The following is a 19768-nucleotide window of genomic DNA, read 5'->3' as shown; positions in this document are numbered from 1 at the left end:
CGCTTTTATATCAATAGTTTTGGTTAAAAAAGGCTTTAATTTGTTCCAATAAAAATAAAATTCAGTTGAAGTTTAGGCTGACTGATTTAATTTTTTTTGTAAATAATTTTTTTTTTTCATCATTTGTGTTGTTGCCACACCTAATATAGCTGGTGTGGCTTTCTTTTATTTAAAATTTAAGTTTAATGGCGATAAGATGCACCAATGAAATAATGTTTTGCTGCGGTATCCTGTATTCCATAATTAATCCCGGCGTCCAGTTTAAAATCTCGTGCAACTTCTATTTGCACTGCTGCGTTGATGTAGTTCGATAACTGATGAGATTTAAAATCGTAAGTATAATACGTTTCTGCTATCCCGTCAACCCCTTTAAATAACTCATGGCTGACAGTCAGTGTTTGTAAAAATTCAGTATGCATTGCCGGTTGATCCGGATCTTTGAGCCTGTCAATTTCTACTTGCATTCCAAGTTTCCATTCACCAGGCAGTTTGTACGACATCGGGACAATCAGGCCGCCTTCAAAGCGGCTTTCTTCATCATATTTTGAGGCCGGAAATTTGACATAGGGCAGTATAGCCAGGGCAAAATCCCCTTTGTTATTTCCTATTATATTCTGTTTTATTCTCAGGGTTACATCACCAATTCCGTTACTGGTGATTGGAGAGCCATCAGTGATTTCTTTTTCTTTTTGCCAGCCATAGGTCTGGAAACCAATTTGTATTGCTGTACTGCCTGTAATCCCGATCTTTAGGTTGGCCTGATTGATGAGTAATGTATTCGTCTTCTTTAGGTCAGACTTCTCATTTATCAGCCTTATTATATCTGTTTCGTACTGAAAATGTCCTGCATCCACTGTATAAGGAGATTCAGTCACATCCGGACGGTCGGTTTCCATTTCTCTCATCTGAGCACGTGGTACCGGGTTAAAAATCGAATAATTCTGATGTGGTTTTTCTTGTTGTCCGGTGCATATAAAAGGAAGGAATATGGCACCAAAAGCTAGTTTCAAAAATAAAAGTGAGTTGTTCATGGTTTTTTTCTTTAATGCTTCTGATAAATTTGATGGCTGTAACAGGAATTATCCAAGAATAAGACCATTATCAATGAAAAAATAATATGTGGTACTTTTTATTAATCTTTATTAAAGTATGTTCCGGACATTTTGTTTTGTGGACTAAAATCAATAGTTTTATTATATGATTTAATTATTGGCTCGGATAAAGAGTTACAGGCGCTGATATTTTAAAATAATTTTATCCCTGTCATGTTTATACCCATAAATAATGACCAACAATCAAAAATCAATTTATAGTGCACTTGCCGCTAACCTGTTAATTGCGTTAACAAAGTTTATTGCAGGCGGATTTACAAACAGTTCTTCCATGATTTCTGAAGGTATCCATTCAACAGTGGATACCGCCAATCAGTTGTTGCTTTTATATGGTATGAAAAGAAGTAAAAAAGCGGCAGACCAGGCTCATCCTTTTGGGTATGGCAAAGAACTCTACTTCTGGTCTTTTGTGGTTTCCATCTTAATATTTGGTCTGGGAGGAGCTTTATCGATTTACCAGGGAATTGCCCACATTCTGGAACCTGAATTAATGAAAGACCCGTTCTGGAATTATATTGTATTGGTAATTTCCCTTATTTTCGAAGGAACTTCTTTATTTATTGCCGTAAAAGAATTTAATAAAACCCGCAACGGAATGAGATGGTGGGATGCGATTATAAAAAGCAAAGATCCCTCGAGCTTTCTCGTTGTTTTTGAAGATGGTGCAGCAGTAGCAGGGCTGATCATTGTAATGATATTGATGTGGATCAGTCATTCGCTGCAAATCCCAGAATTAGACGGGCTTGCATCGGTAATTGTAGGATTTTTACTGGTTTTTGTTTCTTTTATTCTGGCCAGGGAAAGCAGAAGCTTGCTGATGGGAGAGGGGATTGCCTCCGAAACCAGAGAAAAGCTTGCACAACTAGCTGAGAAAGATCCAGCAGTGGTAAAAACGAAAAACATACTATCTACTTATCAGTCGCCGGAGGAAGTAATATTGATGCTCATCATAGATTTTGAAGAACATCTTGATACAGAAGAGATTACTGAGGCTATACAACGCATTCGTGAAAATATAAAAAATGAATTTCCACTTGTTCGGTTTGTAATTATTCAGCCAGAATAGTAAAGGATATCTGGTGGTTTTAATTCAATGATTAATTTCTGATTTAAGGATGATAAAAGTTTGCGGGAAACTTAAAACGCAGAGGGAGCCCTTATTCCGGGCACTATCGGATCTGTAAACGTCACATAATTTTTTCAGTTGTCCAAGGTTATTCTTTGTAATGAATAGCTTTGTCAATCTCTATAGGATTGTTATACTTTCTGATGATTTGCTGCATGCTTTTTGTCTGAGTATTCAGCTCATCAACAGTGTGGATCTCTTTTCCATTGATATTGATCTTCAAATTAGTATTTGCTTTGCTGAAATTATTTCTTTCAAAAGCAAAAGGATCATTGTAAAAATCGAGGGACAGTTTATTTTTCTGCTTTTCATTGATGGGTATCGCCCTGTTTCCGAAGTTGGATTCTACAAAATTATCCGTTGAAAAAGTATCCGGAAGCTTCTGACTTTTTATCAGACTGTAAATAAAATTTTTTTTTGAATCCGAAAGCTCAAAAATCAATCCCGGAAGCCCACGGAATTTATAAGGACCTTCGTTGAAAGGGATATCCTTACAGAACCAGGCCGTCCAATTTCTGCCTCCAAATCGGGTAAAAGCTTTTTGCAGGGTGTAATTTTCCATTTTTTTTGTCTCTTCCGAAATAACCCAGCTTATTTTATCCGTTGTTTTAAATGAATAATACCCTTCTTTAATCGCAATGAAATTTGTATTGTCATACGTGTTGATCTTTCTCTTAACGATCTGTCCGGACATATCGGTATAGCTGTTGTTGGTCCCGAATTTTTTATTTAGAGAATCGGTTTCCAGTAAATTATAGCCATAAAATTTAACCTCCTTTGGGCTAATGTCAAGAAGCATGTTCAGTTTTTCATATCCTGTATCGGCAGAATCCATTTTGTACTGTAGCTCATAAACAAATCTATGGGTCTGCGAGTGAATAAATATAATAAGCAACAATGCTGTTAAGGCAAAAATATTTTTCATAAACTGATTACTTATAAGATAATAACATATATAATTTTTAAAATACACTTTCATTCTTTTAATCATTGCTGATCACTTAAACCAGCATTAATAACAGGATAAACACGTATTGTCGTTTGTATTTGCTGATCACAAGCTCCACTATTTTATTAGGCTTCATATAAAGTCATAAGGGCTGATGGAGACCAATTTAGCTGAAACAGCTTGATTGGTCCGCTTATACCTTTTCACCTTTATGGGATAAAAAATAAAAATACACAATTTTAATGTGATATAAAAATAATCAACAGAAAACTAATGTGTTAACTCACAGATCATTAATGCTAATACAAGTTAATTAATCATTCCTGGCAGGTGAAAAATATTTTAGTATTTATTTTTATTGTGTAATATTATACTTTATATTTAAAAATAAGTATATTTGTATACTAATTGATAGTTATGAATTATGCTCTGATAAAAGAGGTTGTTGAATTGGTCGAACAGTTTGAAACCCAAAATAAAAATAATCCCGGTTACAGTAATGATGTAAACGGTTTCAAAGAGTGGGTGGCGGCTTCGCTTGAAAATAGCTATGATGACGCTGAACCTGACTGGGAAGGTAAAAAAGAAGGAAGGAGTGCCGAGAGTGTTATCAATACTTTGATTGTGCACATGAACCGGTATGCAAAATCATATTCTAAAGCTGCCATACATGATTCCATGTTTTCCAGCCAGGAAGATTTTATTTATCTGATTACCCTTAAATCCTTTGGAGCGGTGTCCAAAACAGAACTAATAAAAATCAATGTACATGATAAACCTGCAGGAATACAGATTATAAACCGCCTGATTCATCAGGGCTGGGCAGAGCAGAGTGATTCCGATACGGATAAACGGACGAAAGTCATTAAAATCACTGAAAAAGGAATCAAAATACTGGAAGACAGAATGGATAAGATCCGTCAGGCATCACAGATTGTTACGGGTGATCTTACGCATAAGGAAAAGATGAAGCTTATTGATCTGCTTTCCAAGCTAAATCATTTCCATCATTCAATATACTGCAAGAATCTGGATTCTAGAGAACTTTTGGAGGTTGCCTACAGTCAGTTGAACAAAAATTAAATGCAAGGTATTTATTGATACAGGATTATTGCAAAGGAAACGGTAAAAAAAGAATGCATGAAAACAGAAAAACCAAAAAAGAAAATAGCGGTTATAGGTTCTGGGTTTTCCGGACTTTCAGCGGCTGCCTATGCGGCGAAATCAGGAAATGAAGTGCATGTTTTTGAAAAACATTCAGGGCCCGGAGGACGTGCAAGGCAGTTTACAACTCCTCAGGGTTACGTTTTCGATATGGGGCCGAGCTGGTATTGGATGCCCGATATTATTGAAAATTTTTTTGCTGATTTTGGTTATAAAACCAAAGATTTTTTTACACTTATTTCACTGGATCCCCAGTTTGAAATGATTTTTCCGGATGAGAAGATCTGTGTCCCTCAAAACAATAGTGATATCAGGCAATTATTCGAGAATGTTGAGAAGGGAGCCGGGGACAGATATGATAAGTTTATGGAGTCTGCCCAATATAAATATGAAATTGGAATGCAGCAGTTTATAGATAAGCCCTGTCACAGCTGGATGGAATTTGTTTCACCGAAAATAGCTGTCAGTGCCCTAAAGCTTAATCTCCTTACCAATTTCAGAAGTTATGTTTCACGGTACTTTACGGACCCTAAACTCAGAGCCCTGATGGAATTTCCTGTTATATTTCTCGGCGCTTCCCCTAAAAATATTCCTGCCATGTATAGCCTGATGAACTATGGCGGCTATGCATTAGGCACATGGTATCCTATAGGCGGTTTTTATCAGCTCGTTGTAGCCATGCAGGAAATTGCAGAAGATCAGGGAGTTATTTTTCATTTTAATAAGACGGTTCAGAAAATTAAAACCGAAGGAACAAGAGCCCATTCATTGATCATTGATCATGAAGAGCATGAATTTGATGCTGTGATTGCCTCTTCCGATTACCATCATACAGAAACCCTCCTTTCCAAACATCTGAGGAATTATAATAAAGAATACTGGCAGAGCAGAACATTTGCTCCTTCGTGTCTTATTTATTATCTGGGTATAAAAGGTAAAGTTCCCAATTTAAAACATCATACCCTGTTTTTTGAAAACGATCTTGATGATCATATAGAATGTATTTACGAGAACAAAAAATGGCCCGGCAAACCACTGTTTTATTGTTGCAGTCCATCGCAAACAGATCCTGGAGTTGCCCCGGAGAATTGCGAAAATCTATTTTTACTGATGCCACTGGCTACCGGAATCAATGATGAGGAAGAGCTGCGTGAAAAATACTTAGTGGAAATGCTTCTCAGAATTGAAAAGCATACCGGGGCAAAGGATCTGATGTCAAGAATAGACTATAAAAGGAGTTATTGTGTAAGCGATTTTATTTCTGATTATAATGCTTATCAGGGGAATGCTTATGGCCTGGCCAATACTTTATCACAAACTGCCGTGCTAAAGCCCAAAATCAATAATGCCAAGGTTCATAATCTTTATTATACCGGACAGTTAACTGTTCCCGGTCCGGGAGTTCCCCCTTCCATTATTTCAGGAAAAATTGTAGCAGCCGAAGTGAATAACCTTAAAGTTAAAAAGAATGAAAAGATTATTTGATGAGTTGTCTTATGATGTGAGCAAACGTACTACTCAAAAATACAGCACCAGTTTCTCTCTTGGAATATTGGCCCTCAATCCTTCCATAAGATCAGCTATTTATTCCATTTACGGCTATGTCCGTCTTGCAGATGAAATTGTTGACAGCTTTCACGGTTATGATAAGGAGAAATTACTTTTAAGGTTAAAAATAGAAACCGGCCATGCCCTCGAAGAAGGTATTTCTCTTAATCCCATTTTGCAGTCTTTTCAGGAAACCGTTCGTCATTACAGGATCGACAGAAATCTCATTGAACAGTTTTTGCACAGCATGGAAATGGACCTGCAAAAAGTCAATTATAATTCGGAATTATACAAAGAATATATTTACGGATCTGCAGAAGTGGTGGGGCTGATGTGCCTGCATATATTTACGGAAGGAAATAAGCAAAAATTTGAAGAACTTAAACCTTTTGCCATGAAGTTGGGTTCTGCGTTTCAGAAGGTGAATTTTTTAAGGGATCTCAAAGAAGACTATCAGATGCTGGGGCGCACGTATTTTCCGGGCATTAATATGTCAGTGTTCGATAATTCCGTAAAATATAAAATTGAAAAAGAGATTGAAGCCGAATTTAAAGAAGCCTTAACAGGAATCAAAAAGTTACCCGGCGCTTCAATGTTTGGGGTTTATCTGGCTTACCGCTATTACCTTTCATTATTTGAGAAGATAAAAAGGACAAGTTCCCAGAAAATTCTCACGAACAGAGTCAGAATTCCTAATTCTCAGAAAATTTTTCTTGCATTTAAAAGCTATATACGGTATAAGTCTGCTTATCTGTGATGAAATATCCATTGAATATTAAAGAATTTACCAACTTTAAAATCAAATAAATGCGTTATCAATTATATAGAGAACAACAATTAAACTGCGATATAGAAACCGCATGGAATTTTTTTTCTTCACCGTTGAATTTATCAGAAATAACCCCTGAGGATATGAATTTTACAGTGGTTTCTGAATTGGCGGATCAGCCAATTTACGAAGGTATGGAAATAGACTACCGTGTATCTCCGTTACTGAAAATTCCCATGCGCTGGAAAACGCAAATCATACAGGTTGAGACGCAAAAGAGCTTCACCGATTTTCAAAAAGAAGGTCCGTACAAATACTGGAATCATCTGCATGAGTTTTTTCCCAATGATAACGGAGTTCTGATGAAAGATACGGTGGATTATGAATTGCCTCTGGGAATATTGGGAACAGTAGCACATTCCTTATTTGTACGCAGACAACTGGAGAATATATTTAATTTCCGGTACAGGTTTCTGGAAAATCTTTTTAATCAGAAAAATAAGTAACATGAACCTATTAATTGTATTACTGGTATTTGTTTCGATGGAGGGAGCTACCTGGCTGATCCACAAATATATCATGCATGGCTTTTTATGGGTTCTGCACCGTGACCATCATGACCACAGTAATGAGGGCTCTCTTGAAAGAAATGATCTTTTTTTTGTCATTTTTGCTACTCCTGCCATTGCCTTGCTGTATGCAGGGGTCAGACAGGATTTCAGTTCCTTGTTCTTTATAGGGCTGGGAATAAGTTTGTACGGCATGGCTTATTTTTTTGTTCATGATATATTCATCCATCAGAGAACCAAAATCTTCAGGAATACCCGTAACCGGTACCTGCTGGCCATACGCCGTGCCCATAAGCAGCATCATAAGCATGTAGGGAAGGAAAGGGGAGAATGCTTCGGATTTTTGTGGGTTCCTGTTAAATATTTTAAAATGTATTTTAATAAAAAATGATGGCCTATACCTATATCTTAATCAATTTTTTTACTGTTATCATTTGCTTTATAGCGTCTTTTGACAGAAGGGTACAGTTTAATCGGTTCTTTGGAACTTTTTTACTGTCCGGTACCGTTGTAGCCTTACCATTCATAGGCTGGGATATCTGGTTTACCAAAATGGGGGTATGGAGGTTCGATACCAGATATACGCTGGGTATTGTAATAGCTGGCTTACCCCTGGAGGAGTGGCTGTTTTTTTATTGTATTCCCTTTGCCTGCGTATTTACCTATTATTGTCTGGATAAATTTTTTGATCTCAGCTGGGCCCATTCATTCAACACTATTATTGTATTCGTAACGGTTATCTTTTTAAGCGTAACGGGGCTTCTTTATTACGATAAAATTTATACTTTAATAACCGTTTTGATAACTATTCTGACCCTCTGTTATCTCCATTTTATAGTTAAAAAGCAATGGATTGGGCAGGCGAGTCTTGTTTATCTGATTCTGATGCCCGGATTCTTCGCAGTCAACGGTATACTGACAGGTTCTGTTATTCCTTCGCCGGTAGTCATTTATAATCCGACTGATTTTCTCGGGATCAGGATGTTTACCATTCCAGTAGAAGATATGGTATATGGTTACAGCCAGTTTCTGCTTAATATTTATTTCTTTACCACTTTCAAAAAATATACACATCATGAAAAATAAAATAAATACCGGACTGCTTATTTCTATGAGCATTCTGGTTATATTATTTTCCTGTTCTTCAATTCCTGAAAAAGCTGAGCCGGTAAGCCGTTTTGATGTCAACCGTTATCTTGGTACATGGTATGAAATTGCCCGTTTTGATTCCCGTTTCGAAAAAGATCTGGATAATGCTATGGCTCAGTATACCCTTAATGATGATGGCAATGTTAAGGTGAAGAACAGTGGTTATAACTTTAAAAAGAACAAATGGGTTTGTGCGGAAGGCATTGCTAAATTCAGAGGGAATAAAGAAACGGCAGCACTGAAAGTGAGTTTTTTCGGCCCTTTTTATGCGGGCTATAACGTCATTGCCATGGACGAAAACTATAGATATGCTATGGTAGCCGGGAAAAACCTGAATTATTTGTGGATTTTGTCAAGAGAAAAATCGGTGCCGGAAGCCATCAGACGGGAGTATATAAAAAAAGCTCAGAGCATAGGATATGATACGTCGAGGCTTATCTGGGTAAAGCATGATAAAAAAAGTCCTTTCGAACATGAAAAATAAGGTTTCGGTATTTTGGTTCAGACGGGATCTCAGGCTGGAAGATAACATGGGGCTGCATCATGCCCTCAGGTCAGGATATCCGGTGCTGCCTATATTTATTTTTGATCCATTCATTCTTGAGAAGCTTGAAAGCAGGAAAGACCGCAGGGTCGATTATATCCATCAGGCTTTAAGCGGGATCAACAGGACATTAAAAAGATACCATTCAAAATTAAAGACCTGCTATGGCAATCCGGTAGAGTTTTTTAAGGAATTATCAGAAAGGTTCGATATCCAGGGAGTTTTTTGTAACAGAGATTATGAACCGGATGCTATAGAGAGGGATAAAGAGATATATTATTTTTTAGGGCAGCGAAATATTCCCTTTAAAGCTTACAAAGATCAGGTGATTTTTGATAAAGACAACATTCTTAAAAAGGATGGACTCCCATATACAGTCTATACCCCTTATTCGGCGAAATGGAAAGAAACCTTGCTGCCCGATCATTACAAAGCAGTGCCGCTGGATTTTAAGAATTTGTTCCCGCAGGAATATTCAGATATAATAACCTTACAGCAAATAGGCTTTGAAAGAACGGATATTGATTTTAAGCCGCCGGAATTAGATTCCCTCATTATAGATCAATATGATAAATACCGGGATTTTCCTGCTTTACAGCATACCACACAATTAGGAATAGCTTTGCGTTTTGGTACCATCAGCATCAGAAAATGTGTTGATTTTGCCTTAAAACACAATTCAGTATGGCTGTCAGAGCTTATCTGGCGTGAGTTTTTTATGCAGATCCTGTATCATTATCCCCAGGTGGTTAATCAGTCATTCAAAAAAAGCTATGAACAGATCCGGTGGAGAAATAATGAAGAAGAGTTTAAACGCTGGTGTGAGGGAAAAACCGGCTATCCTATTGTGGATGCCGGAATGAGACAGCTTAATGAGTCGGGCTATATGCACAACCGGGTAAGGATGATCACAGCAGGCTTTTTGTGTAAGCACTTACTGATCGACTGGAGATGGGGAGAGGCTTATTTCGCTTCAAAACTCAACGATTACGATCTGGCATCGAATAACGGAAACTGGCAGTGGGCTGCAGGCTGCGGCTGTGATGCAGCTCCCTATTTCAGAGTTTTTAATCCCAATATTCAACTTAAGAAGTTTGATAAAGATCTGCTCTATGTAAAAAAGTGGCTGCCCGAACTTGGCACTCCATCTTATCCCAGCCCAATGGTAGAACACCAATATGCAAGGGAACGTGCCTTAGTACTGTACAAGAATACACTACAAGGGATTTAATATAGGAGCCGGTTATTATACGGCAATCTAACCAGTGTTTGAAAAAGTGAACCTTAATAATAAATCATTAGTAAAATATGAAAACGCCAGTCAGATTTTTAATTGATATTGCTGCTAAGCATCCTGATGGTCATGAAGCATTCTCGTTATTTCTAAGGCTGCATGAAAAAGAACTCATTGAGTATGAAAAAAATTTCATTAAAACGATATGTAACGCAGCCATTGAATATCTTGATCTTCCGCTGGAGGAAAAGCGCAAGATGATTGAAAAATATTTTGAGTCCATTTTAAATGAGAATTAAAAAGTCTCATGATCTGTTGGCAACTTTAAAAATTAGTCCACCTTATCTATTTTTTACTGAAGCGAAAGCCCTGACAGGAAACGTTCCCACGCCTTTGAATTTTGGAGGCGCAGCTGTAAAGGTGAAATTCTCATCAGGCAAAAGCCCCAGATTGCACAGATGTTCCACGATCAGTATTTGTGCACCCAGTAAAATAGAATGTACCGGACGGGTTCGGCCTGCTGTATTATCGATGTTGTGGGAGTCGATGCCAACCAGTTTTACAGCACAGCTTTTAAGGTATTCTGCAGCGGATTCTGTCAGATAAGGATGATTACCATAATAGCGTTCTGTATTCCAGTGCTCATCCCATCCTGTATGAATCAATACTGCCTTATTCCTGATTTCTCTGTTCTGGAGATGTTCCCCGGTTATTTCTAAGATTTCATGATAGGGGACTCTGATGACAACGGCTTCCAGTTCTGCAAAAGATTTGAGACTCATTTCAGAAACATCTTTTCCATTTTCAAAACGATGAAAAGGACAGTCAATATAGGTTCCTGTATTGGTGACCATTTCAATCTTTCCGATTTGAAATGCAGTTCCTTCATCATAGTACTGTTTTGAATTCTCCCTGGAAAGATAATCACATATAATAGGTGCAGGAAGCCCCTTATAAGTGACAAGTCCATTTTCAATCGTGTGGCTGAGGTCAATCAATAATTCCTCTCCGGAATTGGGTAGAAACGGCATACGCTTATGCGGCTCGTTCAAAATCTCTTTACCCAGAATATTCACCTTACCTGCCATCAGAAGCCGGAGCCGGACAATATAATCTGCAAGTTCCTTATCGCCGATATCATCCCCTGTGATATCCAGCCTGAAGTCTTAACCTTTAAGTCTTCCGCCATTAGTAAAAAATACTTCAAAATCAAATTTTACTCTTTTGTCCATATTGAATTGCTTTTGTTGTGCAGACAAAATTGCTGAAAGTTATATTGTATCTACTTGACTTAAATCAATCTGATTTATTTTTTTACTCCTGATCCTGCTCAACGTTTCCGGGCTGATGCCGAGATAAGATGCCACATGAAAAAGGGGTATTCTGTTTTCAGATTCGGAGAATTGTTCGAGGAAATAATGATAGCGTTCATTGGCATCAAAAAGTAAAAAAGAACTTTCACGCCGGCATTTTTTTATATATTCTTTTTTTAATATATCATTGATCAGGATTTGCCATTTGTTGTCCTGATCCAACAGTTCATTGATCAGTATTTTGGGAATAGACACTACCTCACAGTCTTCCAGACACTGGAAGTAGAGCTTTGTTGGCTCATCAGTAAGAAAGCTTGTGAAAGCCGTCATAAAATCCTGTTCGAAAAAAAACTCTGTATTGATCTCCCTTATGTCTTTTTGATAGTAGCTTCGTACAATTCCTTTTGTAATGAAGAATAAAGTATGGACAGTTGATGCCGTGTTGATCACGATATCTTCTTTACGGAAATTCAGTACTGTAACCTTGGACAATAAATGCTCCTTTTCGTCCTGTGAGAGAGGAAATCGTATCGAAATAAAATCAATGAAGCTCTGTAATGATGAATATGACATTATTTCTCTTATATTTAAGCTTAGGTACTTGCTAAATTAATTAAAAATAAGTTGCGGAGGAAATACCATAACTGAATAAGTAATACAGCAGGAGAGACCGTAATTGGAAAAAACATAGTCAAATTCATTCTGACAGGGATTTCTATCCTCTTTTAGCAATCCATTTTTGTAGTATAGCAACCACATTTTTGTTAGAAATTTTCGCCAGCCATTAATTCGGATTACTGTTTTTAATAAAACAATCATATTCAACAGGACGTTGCCCGATAAAAAAATAATATAATGAAACGGTGTGATTTTTGTAAAATAAAAATCATAACCCACTTAATAAAAAATATTATGAATGTAAAACGTACATTTGGAACAATACTTACAATCCTTGGAATTGCAGGTATGATTTATACAGGATATGAATTAATCAACAAAAGTTCTGCATATACTACGTTATCCGTAGTGGGCGTTATCGGTCTGATTTTCTTTTTCTCCGGAATAGGCCTGGTAAGGAATACAAAGGATGAAGCATAAACCTGGATAAAGTCAAATCCGGCAATCGGAAGTGGAAGAACATTCATGGGAATTCCCTTCTTTGTTCATTTCAAACTTCCTTAAAAATATCCTGTATTTTGTAAAAAGTATGGATACAGATATTGTTGTGATTGAATTTTATGAATTTTATAATTGGAACTGAAAAATAATAAGTCAAACTCCTTAATACCAACTGAATATGGAAAATGTTTTGGTCATGGACTTAATTCAGCAACTGAAAGACGTTGTGAATGCAGATCTGTGGATTGACGAAAATTTTGAAAAAAAGCTTTTAAAGGTTAATGCTGAGACCGCTTTTGAGCGTCCTATTGCTGATATGCACAGTGTTGCGGAGCTTATCTCTCATTTAACCGAATGGCGAAAAGAGGTTTTAAGCAGACTACAAGGAAATCCGAGAGGCCTTGAAATGAGTGATGCCGCAAATTGGCGAAGTAATGAAGAGCTTAAAGAAGAAGGTTGGGAAAATCTTCTGAATAGATTTTATATCAGCCAACAACAGCTGATAGCATTTCTGGCAGAAAAAGATGACCGGTATTTACATAGCTTATATCCACATGCAGATGTGTCTTTTCCGCACAATTACCAATATCTGGCCACCGGACTGATTCATCACGATTTTTATCATCTGGGACAAATAGGTATCACTATTAAATTTCTAACGAAATAATACAATTTAAACGAAAAAAGCATTAGCCCTATGTGATGTCGTTTCAGAACTTAATGCATTTTATCGAAAGTTGCCTTGGAACCATCAAAAAATAGGTTCTGAAGAAGCTCCTTAATGGTAAAGCTCTTAACATGCCGGATCAGGTGACATCTGATGAACAAAACAATTTGCCTAATGAAAATAATTCTTTGGAAGGGGCTTGCTAATCAGTCCCTTGAATATTTTAAAATCGAAAAAAAAGATAAGTCATTAGCGGTTTATTCAAGAATTCTTGGTACTAGCGAGGGTGCAGTTTTCGCGGTCAGCTATCATTTGCTGCTTGATGATAACTGGCTTATCAATGAATTTACAATAGATACTGAAATAAACTCCATCACAACTTCTTATACCGGAAAAAAAAGAGGTAATACCTGGGAAATTAATAACATACCTGAACCTGAATTAGCGAACATACATTATATTGATATTTCCCTGAGCCCTTTTACAAATTCATTGCCTATCAATCATCTGGTGTTTAAAGAAAATGTACCACAGGATATTGATGTTATTTATATAGATGTTTTACAGGGGCATATAAAACCGGCAAAGCAGAGATATACAAAACTGGATACGCTCAGCTTTTCCTATGAAAATAGGGACTCTGACTTTAAGGCAATATTAACAGTTGATGCCAACGGTTTTGTTGAAAATTATCCCGGGCTTTTTGAAAGAATAGGTCAGGCTTAATTCTAATCATAAAAAGTTGATGAATTACACTGTTAATAACAACATCGTCACTTTTGATTTACAGTACCATTTAGAAACTCCCGATACGTTTTCCGTTCTTAGTTTTAATGTTGTCAAATTTTTTAGCTGTGTTAATTCCTAAAAGTACATGGCAGGGTGCTGGCTATACTCATTATTATCCCCAAGAATAAGTTTCAAACTAAGTGTTAATAGATTATTAGCAACAAATATCTACGTGTTTATCGATATATGTCGATGCGAATTCTTTATAATTTTCATCGAATGTCGGTAATTTTGTAATAAGATAATTATTTAATGAATTTTTAATTTATAAAATATTATTAGCTATAAAATGATTAAGATGGTACACCATTTCAGATAATTATTGTGCCAAATTACAATACCATAATGTAGCCAAAGATTTTCGGACTTAAGAACATAAATGAACACCATATTCAGCTTCCTCTCCATTCTCTGGTCCCTGGAATCATAGGAAGAGGCTTTTTTAACTTTATTTTTTTAATTAAACTAAGAACTAAGAATGAAAAAAACACTTTTTTTATTGACCTTTTCAATATATGCGTCAATTGTAGCTCAAGTGGGTATTGGAACATCAACTCCTCAAAAAAATCTTCATGTAAATGGTTCATTACAAGTTACAAATGAGCTTAATGTCGGGGGTAATAGTAATACGGCGGGCTCAGCAGGTCTGGTTGGTCAGGTACTGAAGTCAAATGGACCAGGTGCTGCACCTTCATGGCAAACTTTAGCAGGCGTTCCGACATCAACGGGAACAGTAATAGTTGTTAATGGGCAGTTTTTAGTTGCGCAGGAAATTACTGTTCAGATGACTGCTGATATGACGGCCACCGGCTCTCCGGGTGCTACGGTAGCCAATCCCATCGGCAATCTCAATAATGAAATTATTGATAACGAAAATCTTTATACAGGAACGGCTGCAAACAATTCTTTTAAAGTTTCTGCTGACGGGGTTTATCAGATTAATATGAACGTGCAGATTTCCACTGCCAACGGAACATCACCGGTTATTGGCATATGGAATAATAATACCGGATTGTGGGTAGCCAGAGTAAATGACACGTTTGCAGCGCCGACCGGCGGATTACAAACCTATACTTTAATTACTTCGATTCCGATGCAGGCAGCAAACACCTATTCATTTAGAGCTATCAATACGCAGGATTACACGCTCAAGTATTCAAGCTCCGGTTCTACGGGTTCAGGTCCTGTTACGCAAGTTTCTGTAAGACGATTGAAATAAGCAGGTACAATACAAATTAAAAGTTAACGGTATTTTTAAAATCAACATTTAATTTTAGAAGGACAAATAAGCACCTGATTAAAGGTGCTTATTTGTCTGATTTTTCACTTTGGATAAACAGGGAGATCGGCAGTATTATTCATGTTATGGCTTCCTGGTATATGAGTAATACCTGCTTTTTAAAATTCATACCTGCTATTTCTTATTGGATTGAAATGTAGCTTCCATTGTTGATCTGAATATAATTCGCAGAATAAAATTAATATGATGATAATATTTTTAATTATTGTTGTTTATATGGATAATGTTTAATTTTTCATTAAATTGATGAAGTACTGATTGTGATTGCTTTACATTCTTATGTTCAGAATAATAGATGTACTAAAAAATATATGTATCGTTTTCTATTACCTTTTTTTTTATTACTACCCTGTGTATTTTATACTCAGAAGCTATCTCCTTCAGAAATAGATCAGTTACAGAAGGGTAAGGATTATCAATATTTTCAGGAAGAAAAATTTTATGAAGGTATAGAGTTCAGTAAAAAAACAATTAGGCTGTCAGAGAAAATTAATTATGCTAAAGGGAAAGCCCGGGGATATATTTATATTGCGGGTTTTCTGCATTCCCTGGGAAAATATAATGAAGTGCTGCAATATCTTCAAAAAGCAGAGAATCTGGCTTCTGAATACCAAGATGACCCGGTTTTATTGTCATCATTGTTTACATTATATGGAAAAAACTATTATGTACTGGGTTTTACAGAAAAATCAAATGAAAGCTATAATAAGGCATTAACAGAAGCATTTAAATTAAAAGACAAAAAGCAGAAACAAAAACAGCTGCATCATATTTATGGAAGTAAGGCTGTCAATTTTGGGCTGCTTAAGGATAATGATTCAATGTACTATTATATCCACAAAGCATATAAAATTTCTCCCAGGGTAGTGGAAGCCACTAACCTTACCGATTATTTTATCACCCAAAAAAAGAACGAAGATTCTGCAAAGTTTTACCTGGATAAGGCTGAAAGTCTTTTAAAAAAATCTACTGAGACGTTTGATTATCTGGTGTTTAATTATATGTCAGGCCGGTATTATAAGAATAAAGGTGAATATAGTAAAGCTTTGGCATTTTATGATAATTCCCTTAAAGCGTCCGTTCAAATGAAGAGACCTAAGAATGTAATGAAGAACTATAAGGACATCGCTGAAATATATAGTTCCCAAAACAACGTTTATAAAGCCAATGAATATTTACTGAAATACACCAAACTCAGAGATAGTTTAGCTGAAAATAATGTGATCGCTATACAGGCTACCGAAAAAAAAATTATTAATGATGAAAAGAAACAGAATGAGAATTCAAACATGAAGCTGTATTATCTTTTAGGAGGATTATTTTTAGGAGTTATCATCATTATCAGTGTGCTGAGTTTTTCACATTATACGAAAAATAAGAAAAAAGACTTTTTGCTTACGAAAAATACAGCAGCTATTTTACAGCAGGATCAGCAGGTGAAAGAGCTGAAGAAAAAAGTCAATGAAAGTTTTGAAGAAGTCATACAACTGGCAAAAGAAAACAGCCCGGAATTTTGGGGCCGCTTTCAGGAGGTATACCCTGATTTTCGCGGAAGAATATTGACGGTTAACCCTAATTTGAAAACCTCGGAACTTATCCTATGTGCTTATATTTACCTGGGATTTAATACAAAAGATATTGCTCAATATACTTTTAAAGCCGTACAGACTATAAAAAATAATAAATATAACCTTAGAAAAAGACTGAATGTTCCGCAGCAAGAAGATATCATATTATGGATGAGAATAATTTAGGGCAGCTGAATTTTCAGTACAAATTTACCCATCAGACTTTTTAATACAAAAGGATTGCTTCTGTATAAAATAACGATAGTGCTGCATAAAGCTTATTTGAGTTGTTAAGTGTCTGTTATTATTGTATTTAGCATAAAAGGTACCTCGTTGGTACCTTCTTTTTTTTGTTTTCAACGCTGACTTCTTTTGCTTTGTGGTTTGAATTTCAAAATTCTCTGTCAACACTAAAATTAAAACGCGATGAAAAAAAATGCCTATTTCTGCTTTAAAATGATACTATACCGTACAACGAACAACTAGGTATAGGATCTACAACAATCGAGTACAATTCATATGTAATAATTGCGGTTTAAAGAAGCGCCATTATTACCCATGTCTTTAAGAATTATTAATCAATGGTACTTAATTCAGCATGTTAGCAAAGCAAAACCAAAAAAGAAAAAAGAAAAATCTTACTATATGTTATTTATTAATCGGGAGTGCTGTCATCATTATTCCATTTGTCTGCAGGATGCTATCGGCTTCAAATAGAAAGGAAAAAAACATACAAGCCCCATTACCGAGACAGAAAACCAGTGAAGCTTTTGATGAAATAATGTATCTAGCCAGGCACAACAGTCCTGAATTTTGGGGGTATTTCCAGGAAAAATATCCGGATTTTCAGAAAAAGTTATTGGAGATTAATTCTAACCTCAAAGTTTCTGAGCTTATTTTATGTGCTTATATCTATTTGGGATTTAATACAAAAGATATTGCAGAGTATACTTTTAAAGCTGTGCAGACCGTAAAAAATAACAAATACAATTTAAGAAAAAGGCTTTCCGTACCAGCAAAAGATGATATGGTTGTATGGTTTCGGAATAATCTCGATAATTAATCATTATTCTGATTATCAGTATATTGTATATTGAAGTACTCTGTTGGTACCTCTGATTTTTGCTTCCGAGAGAATTTTTTTATTGATTTGTGAGTGCAAACAAATGATAAAAAGTGCCCGGAACTTTATTTAGAAATCATCTCATAAAATGTAGAGTTATTTCTGTAAAATTTCGATAACCTTAAAAACACACATAAGAGATGAAAATAATGCAACACCTGCCTATACCTTTTTCTATATGGGTATAATAATGTAAATTCTTAATAAGTTGGTCTGGGAGATATAGTCTGCCTTTTCCTTCTTCCCGCTTTTTGATTAAACAGACATTCTAAAAAAAACAACACAATGAAAAAAAATGTAATTTCTTCAGGAATTTTCCTGATTTCAACTTTCTCGTTTGCTCAAGTTGGTATAAATACTTCTACTCCGAATCCTGATGCAGCATTGGATATAGTATCAGCCAGCAAAGGACTTCTGCCTCCAAGACTAGCATTAGTTTCCACAGTTTCTCCGGCGCCACTATCGGTTCACGTAGCGGGAATGGTAGTGTATAACACGGCAACGGCAAATGATGTGGTTCCGGCATTATATTATGATGACGGTACCAAATGGGTATTGGCAAAAAGCTCAGGAACCACTACCAATATGCTAAGCTCAACGGGCAATACGATTACTTCTACAGTGAACGGAGTTGCAGCGAGTACTACGGCTGTAAATGCAGTAAGCAATACCTCTTCGGGAAATACCTTATCTACAACGGTCAATGGAGTAGTGGGTGCTGGTGTTCCTATAATTAACAGTAATGCACTGTCATTATCCGGGAGCAGCTTAACAAGTACTGTAAATGGGGTTTCAAGTACTGCATTGAACCTGGCTCCCGCTATTACGGCAGCTACCACGAACCTGTTAAGCAGTTCGGGTAATATGATGACCTCAACGGTCAACGGGATTGCGCGTACAGCACCTATCATCAACAGTGTGACCAACACGGTTTCAGGAAATACACTGACTACCACGGTAAACGGGATTTCTTCAGGCTCCGTTACCCTTCCGCAGGGAGTTAATATTTATAATTCTGATGGAACTCTTACGGGTGACAGAATGGTTTCGACCAATAACAAAATGCTGTGGTTTCAAAATGGAACTGCCAATACAAACAATCATATAGCATTTGATATTAATGTAGCTGTCCCGGGCAGCACAAGGCTGATTACAAGAGGAAGCAGTACCTCATTGATCAGAGCTTTGATTGCCTCCAGCCGAATGTTGGATATGGAGCTTTTAACAGATGGTACCTCCAGATTACTTTCTACAGGAAGTTCAGAATTATTCGTAGGAACCAATACATCTTCCGGACCCTTGGTTTTTGGAGTAGGTACCAACAGAGCGGTATTAGCAACTAATGGAAATTTTGGAATAGGAACAACTGCTCCTTCGCAAAAGCTGCATGTTATTGGTAATATTTTGGCCTCGGGAACAATAACTCCGGATTATGTATTTGAAAAGCATTTTGACGGCATATCGAAATTAAAGCCGTCTTATACAATGATGGAACTGGATCAGGTGGAAGAATATACACGCCTTAATAAGCATTTGCCTGGAGTTCCTTCTGCTTCTGAAATAGAAGCTCAGGGCGGAATTATACTTAACAGGGCCGCAGAAATAAACCTGGAAAAAATAGAGGAGCTGTATCTGTATGTTTTTGAATTAAAGAAAGAAATAAAAACTTTAAAAGAAAAAAATATACAGTTGGAAAAAAGCATTAACAACAATCAGTAATTTAAT

At 36.4% G+C, this 19768-nt stretch carries 21 protein-coding genes; 17 read left to right on the top strand and 4 right to left on the bottom strand.

Annotation, left to right across the window (positions count from 1 at the left end):
• Window positions 1–182: 182 nt before the first annotated feature.
• Complete coding sequence (locus AC4IFE_RS12410) at window positions 183–1031, bottom strand: transporter (protein WP_490757496.1); 849 nt, start codon at window positions 1029–1031, stop codon at window positions 183–185.
• A gap of 253 nt (window positions 1032–1284) precedes the next feature.
• Here AC4IFE_RS12410 and AC4IFE_RS12405 point away from each other — a divergent pair, with 253 nt between their 5' ends.
• Entirely contained in the window at window positions 1285–2178 is an 894-nt protein-coding gene (locus AC4IFE_RS12405; protein ID WP_490757495.1) for a cation diffusion facilitator family transporter, read from the top strand.
• 148 nt (window positions 2179–2326) lie between these two features.
• On the opposite strand, the gene AC4IFE_RS12400 is transcribed toward AC4IFE_RS12405, so the two are convergent.
• A complete protein-coding gene (locus AC4IFE_RS12400) occupies window positions 2327–3163 on the bottom strand; it encodes a GLPGLI family protein (RefSeq protein WP_490757494.1) in 837 nt (278 codons plus the stop codon).
• Between the two features lie 441 nt (window positions 3164–3604).
• Between AC4IFE_RS12400 and AC4IFE_RS12395 the strand changes: the two genes are divergently transcribed.
• The 9 genes from AC4IFE_RS12395 (at window position 3605) to AC4IFE_RS12355 (ending at window position 10463) form a co-directional block, all read left to right on the top strand.
• Window positions 3605–4270, top strand: a complete 666-nt coding sequence (locus tag AC4IFE_RS12395; protein ID WP_490757493.1) for a MarR family winged helix-turn-helix transcriptional regulator — start codon at window positions 3605–3607, stop codon at window positions 4268–4270.
• A gap of 57 nt (window positions 4271–4327) precedes the next feature.
• Window positions 4328–5836, top strand: a complete 1509-nt coding sequence (locus tag AC4IFE_RS12390) for a phytoene desaturase family protein (RefSeq protein ID WP_490757492.1) — start codon at window positions 4328–4330, stop codon at window positions 5834–5836.
• Window positions 5820–6656, top strand: coding sequence for a phytoene/squalene synthase family protein (locus AC4IFE_RS12385; RefSeq protein WP_490757491.1), 837 nt, complete (start codon window positions 5820–5822; stop codon window positions 6654–6656). Before AC4IFE_RS12390 ends, AC4IFE_RS12385 begins: the two co-directional genes overlap by 17 nt.
• 50 nt (window positions 6657–6706) lie before the next feature.
• Window positions 6707–7174 (top strand): SRPBCC family protein, encoded by a 468-nt coding sequence (locus tag AC4IFE_RS12380; protein WP_490757490.1) that lies wholly within the window; start codon window positions 6707–6709, stop codon window positions 7172–7174.
• Between the two features lies 1 nt (window position 7175).
• Entirely contained in the window at window positions 7176–7628 is a 453-nt protein-coding gene (locus AC4IFE_RS12375; RefSeq protein ID WP_490757489.1) for a sterol desaturase family protein, read from the top strand.
• Window positions 7625–8323 carry a lycopene cyclase domain-containing protein gene (locus AC4IFE_RS12370; RefSeq protein WP_490757488.1) on the top strand — a complete coding sequence of 233 codons (699 nt, stop codon included), beginning with the start codon at window positions 7625–7627 and terminating at the stop codon, window positions 8321–8323. Before AC4IFE_RS12375 ends, AC4IFE_RS12370 begins: the two co-directional genes overlap by 4 nt.
• The gene (locus AC4IFE_RS12365) at window positions 8313–8870 is read left to right on the top strand and encodes a lipocalin family protein (RefSeq protein ID WP_490757487.1); all 558 of its coding nucleotides are present in this window, start codon (window positions 8313–8315) and stop codon (window positions 8868–8870) included. The genes AC4IFE_RS12370 and AC4IFE_RS12365 overlap by 11 nt, the downstream gene beginning before the upstream one ends.
• Window positions 8860–10161: a cryptochrome/photolyase family protein gene (locus AC4IFE_RS12360; protein ID WP_490757486.1), complete on the top strand. Its 1302-nt coding sequence runs from the start codon at window positions 8860–8862 to the stop codon at window positions 10159–10161. Before AC4IFE_RS12365 ends, AC4IFE_RS12360 begins: the two co-directional genes overlap by 11 nt.
• A 77-nt stretch (window positions 10162–10238) precedes the next feature.
• A complete protein-coding gene (locus AC4IFE_RS12355; RefSeq protein WP_490757485.1) occupies window positions 10239–10463 on the top strand; it encodes a hypothetical protein in 225 nt (74 codons plus the stop codon).
• A gap of 42 nt (window positions 10464–10505) precedes the next feature.
• Here the strand turns inward: AC4IFE_RS12355 and AC4IFE_RS12350 are convergent, their stop codons facing one another.
• Together AC4IFE_RS12350 and AC4IFE_RS12345 are read right to left on the bottom strand one after the other, a co-directional pair.
• The gene (locus AC4IFE_RS12350; protein ID WP_490757484.1) at window positions 10506–11216 is read right to left on the bottom strand and encodes a cyclase family protein; all 711 of its coding nucleotides are present in this window, start codon (window positions 11214–11216) and stop codon (window positions 10506–10508) included.
• A 219-nt stretch (window positions 11217–11435) separates the two neighbouring features.
• A complete protein-coding gene (locus tag AC4IFE_RS12345; protein ID WP_490757483.1) occupies window positions 11436–12050 on the bottom strand; it encodes a Crp/Fnr family transcriptional regulator in 615 nt (204 codons plus the stop codon).
• A 339-nt stretch (window positions 12051–12389) separates the two neighbouring features.
• Here AC4IFE_RS12345 and AC4IFE_RS12340 point away from each other — a divergent pair, with 339 nt between their 5' ends.
• The 7 genes from AC4IFE_RS12340 to AC4IFE_RS12310 all read left to right on the top strand — a co-directional run bounded on the left by AC4IFE_RS12340 (window position 12390) and on the right by AC4IFE_RS12310 (window position 19762).
• Complete coding sequence (locus tag AC4IFE_RS12340; RefSeq protein ID WP_490757482.1) at window positions 12390–12575, top strand: hypothetical protein; 186 nt, start codon at window positions 12390–12392, stop codon at window positions 12573–12575.
• A gap of 217 nt (window positions 12576–12792) precedes the next feature.
• Complete coding sequence (locus AC4IFE_RS12335; protein ID WP_490757481.1) at window positions 12793–13263, top strand: DinB family protein; 471 nt, start codon at window positions 12793–12795, stop codon at window positions 13261–13263.
• Between the two features lie 174 nt (window positions 13264–13437).
• Window positions 13438–13989: a putative glycolipid-binding domain-containing protein gene (locus tag AC4IFE_RS12330; protein ID WP_490757480.1), complete on the top strand. Its 552-nt coding sequence runs from the start codon at window positions 13438–13440 to the stop codon at window positions 13987–13989.
• Window positions 13990–14530: 541 nt separating this feature from the next.
• Window positions 14531–15271, top strand: a complete 741-nt coding sequence (locus AC4IFE_RS12325; RefSeq protein WP_490757479.1) for a hypothetical protein — start codon at window positions 14531–14533, stop codon at window positions 15269–15271.
• 392 nt (window positions 15272–15663) lie between these two features.
• The gene (locus tag AC4IFE_RS12320; RefSeq protein ID WP_490757478.1) at window positions 15664–17106 is read left to right on the top strand and encodes a hypothetical protein; all 1443 of its coding nucleotides are present in this window, start codon (window positions 15664–15666) and stop codon (window positions 17104–17106) included.
• A 412-nt stretch (window positions 17107–17518) separates the two neighbouring features.
• Window positions 17519–17983, top strand: a complete 465-nt coding sequence (locus AC4IFE_RS12315; protein ID WP_490757477.1) for a helix-turn-helix transcriptional regulator — start codon at window positions 17519–17521, stop codon at window positions 17981–17983.
• A 345-nt stretch (window positions 17984–18328) separates the two neighbouring features.
• On the top strand, window positions 18329–19762 hold the full coding sequence (locus AC4IFE_RS12310; RefSeq protein WP_490757476.1) for a phage tail-like protein: 1434 nt from the start codon (window positions 18329–18331) through the stop codon (window positions 19760–19762).
• The last annotated feature ends 6 nt before the right edge of the window (window positions 19763–19768 follow it).

It is taken from the genome of Chryseobacterium sp. UF-81, assembly GCF_058245105.1.
Note: the sequence above shows the minus strand (reverse complement) of the source record. Positions and strands in the feature narration are given on the sequence as shown.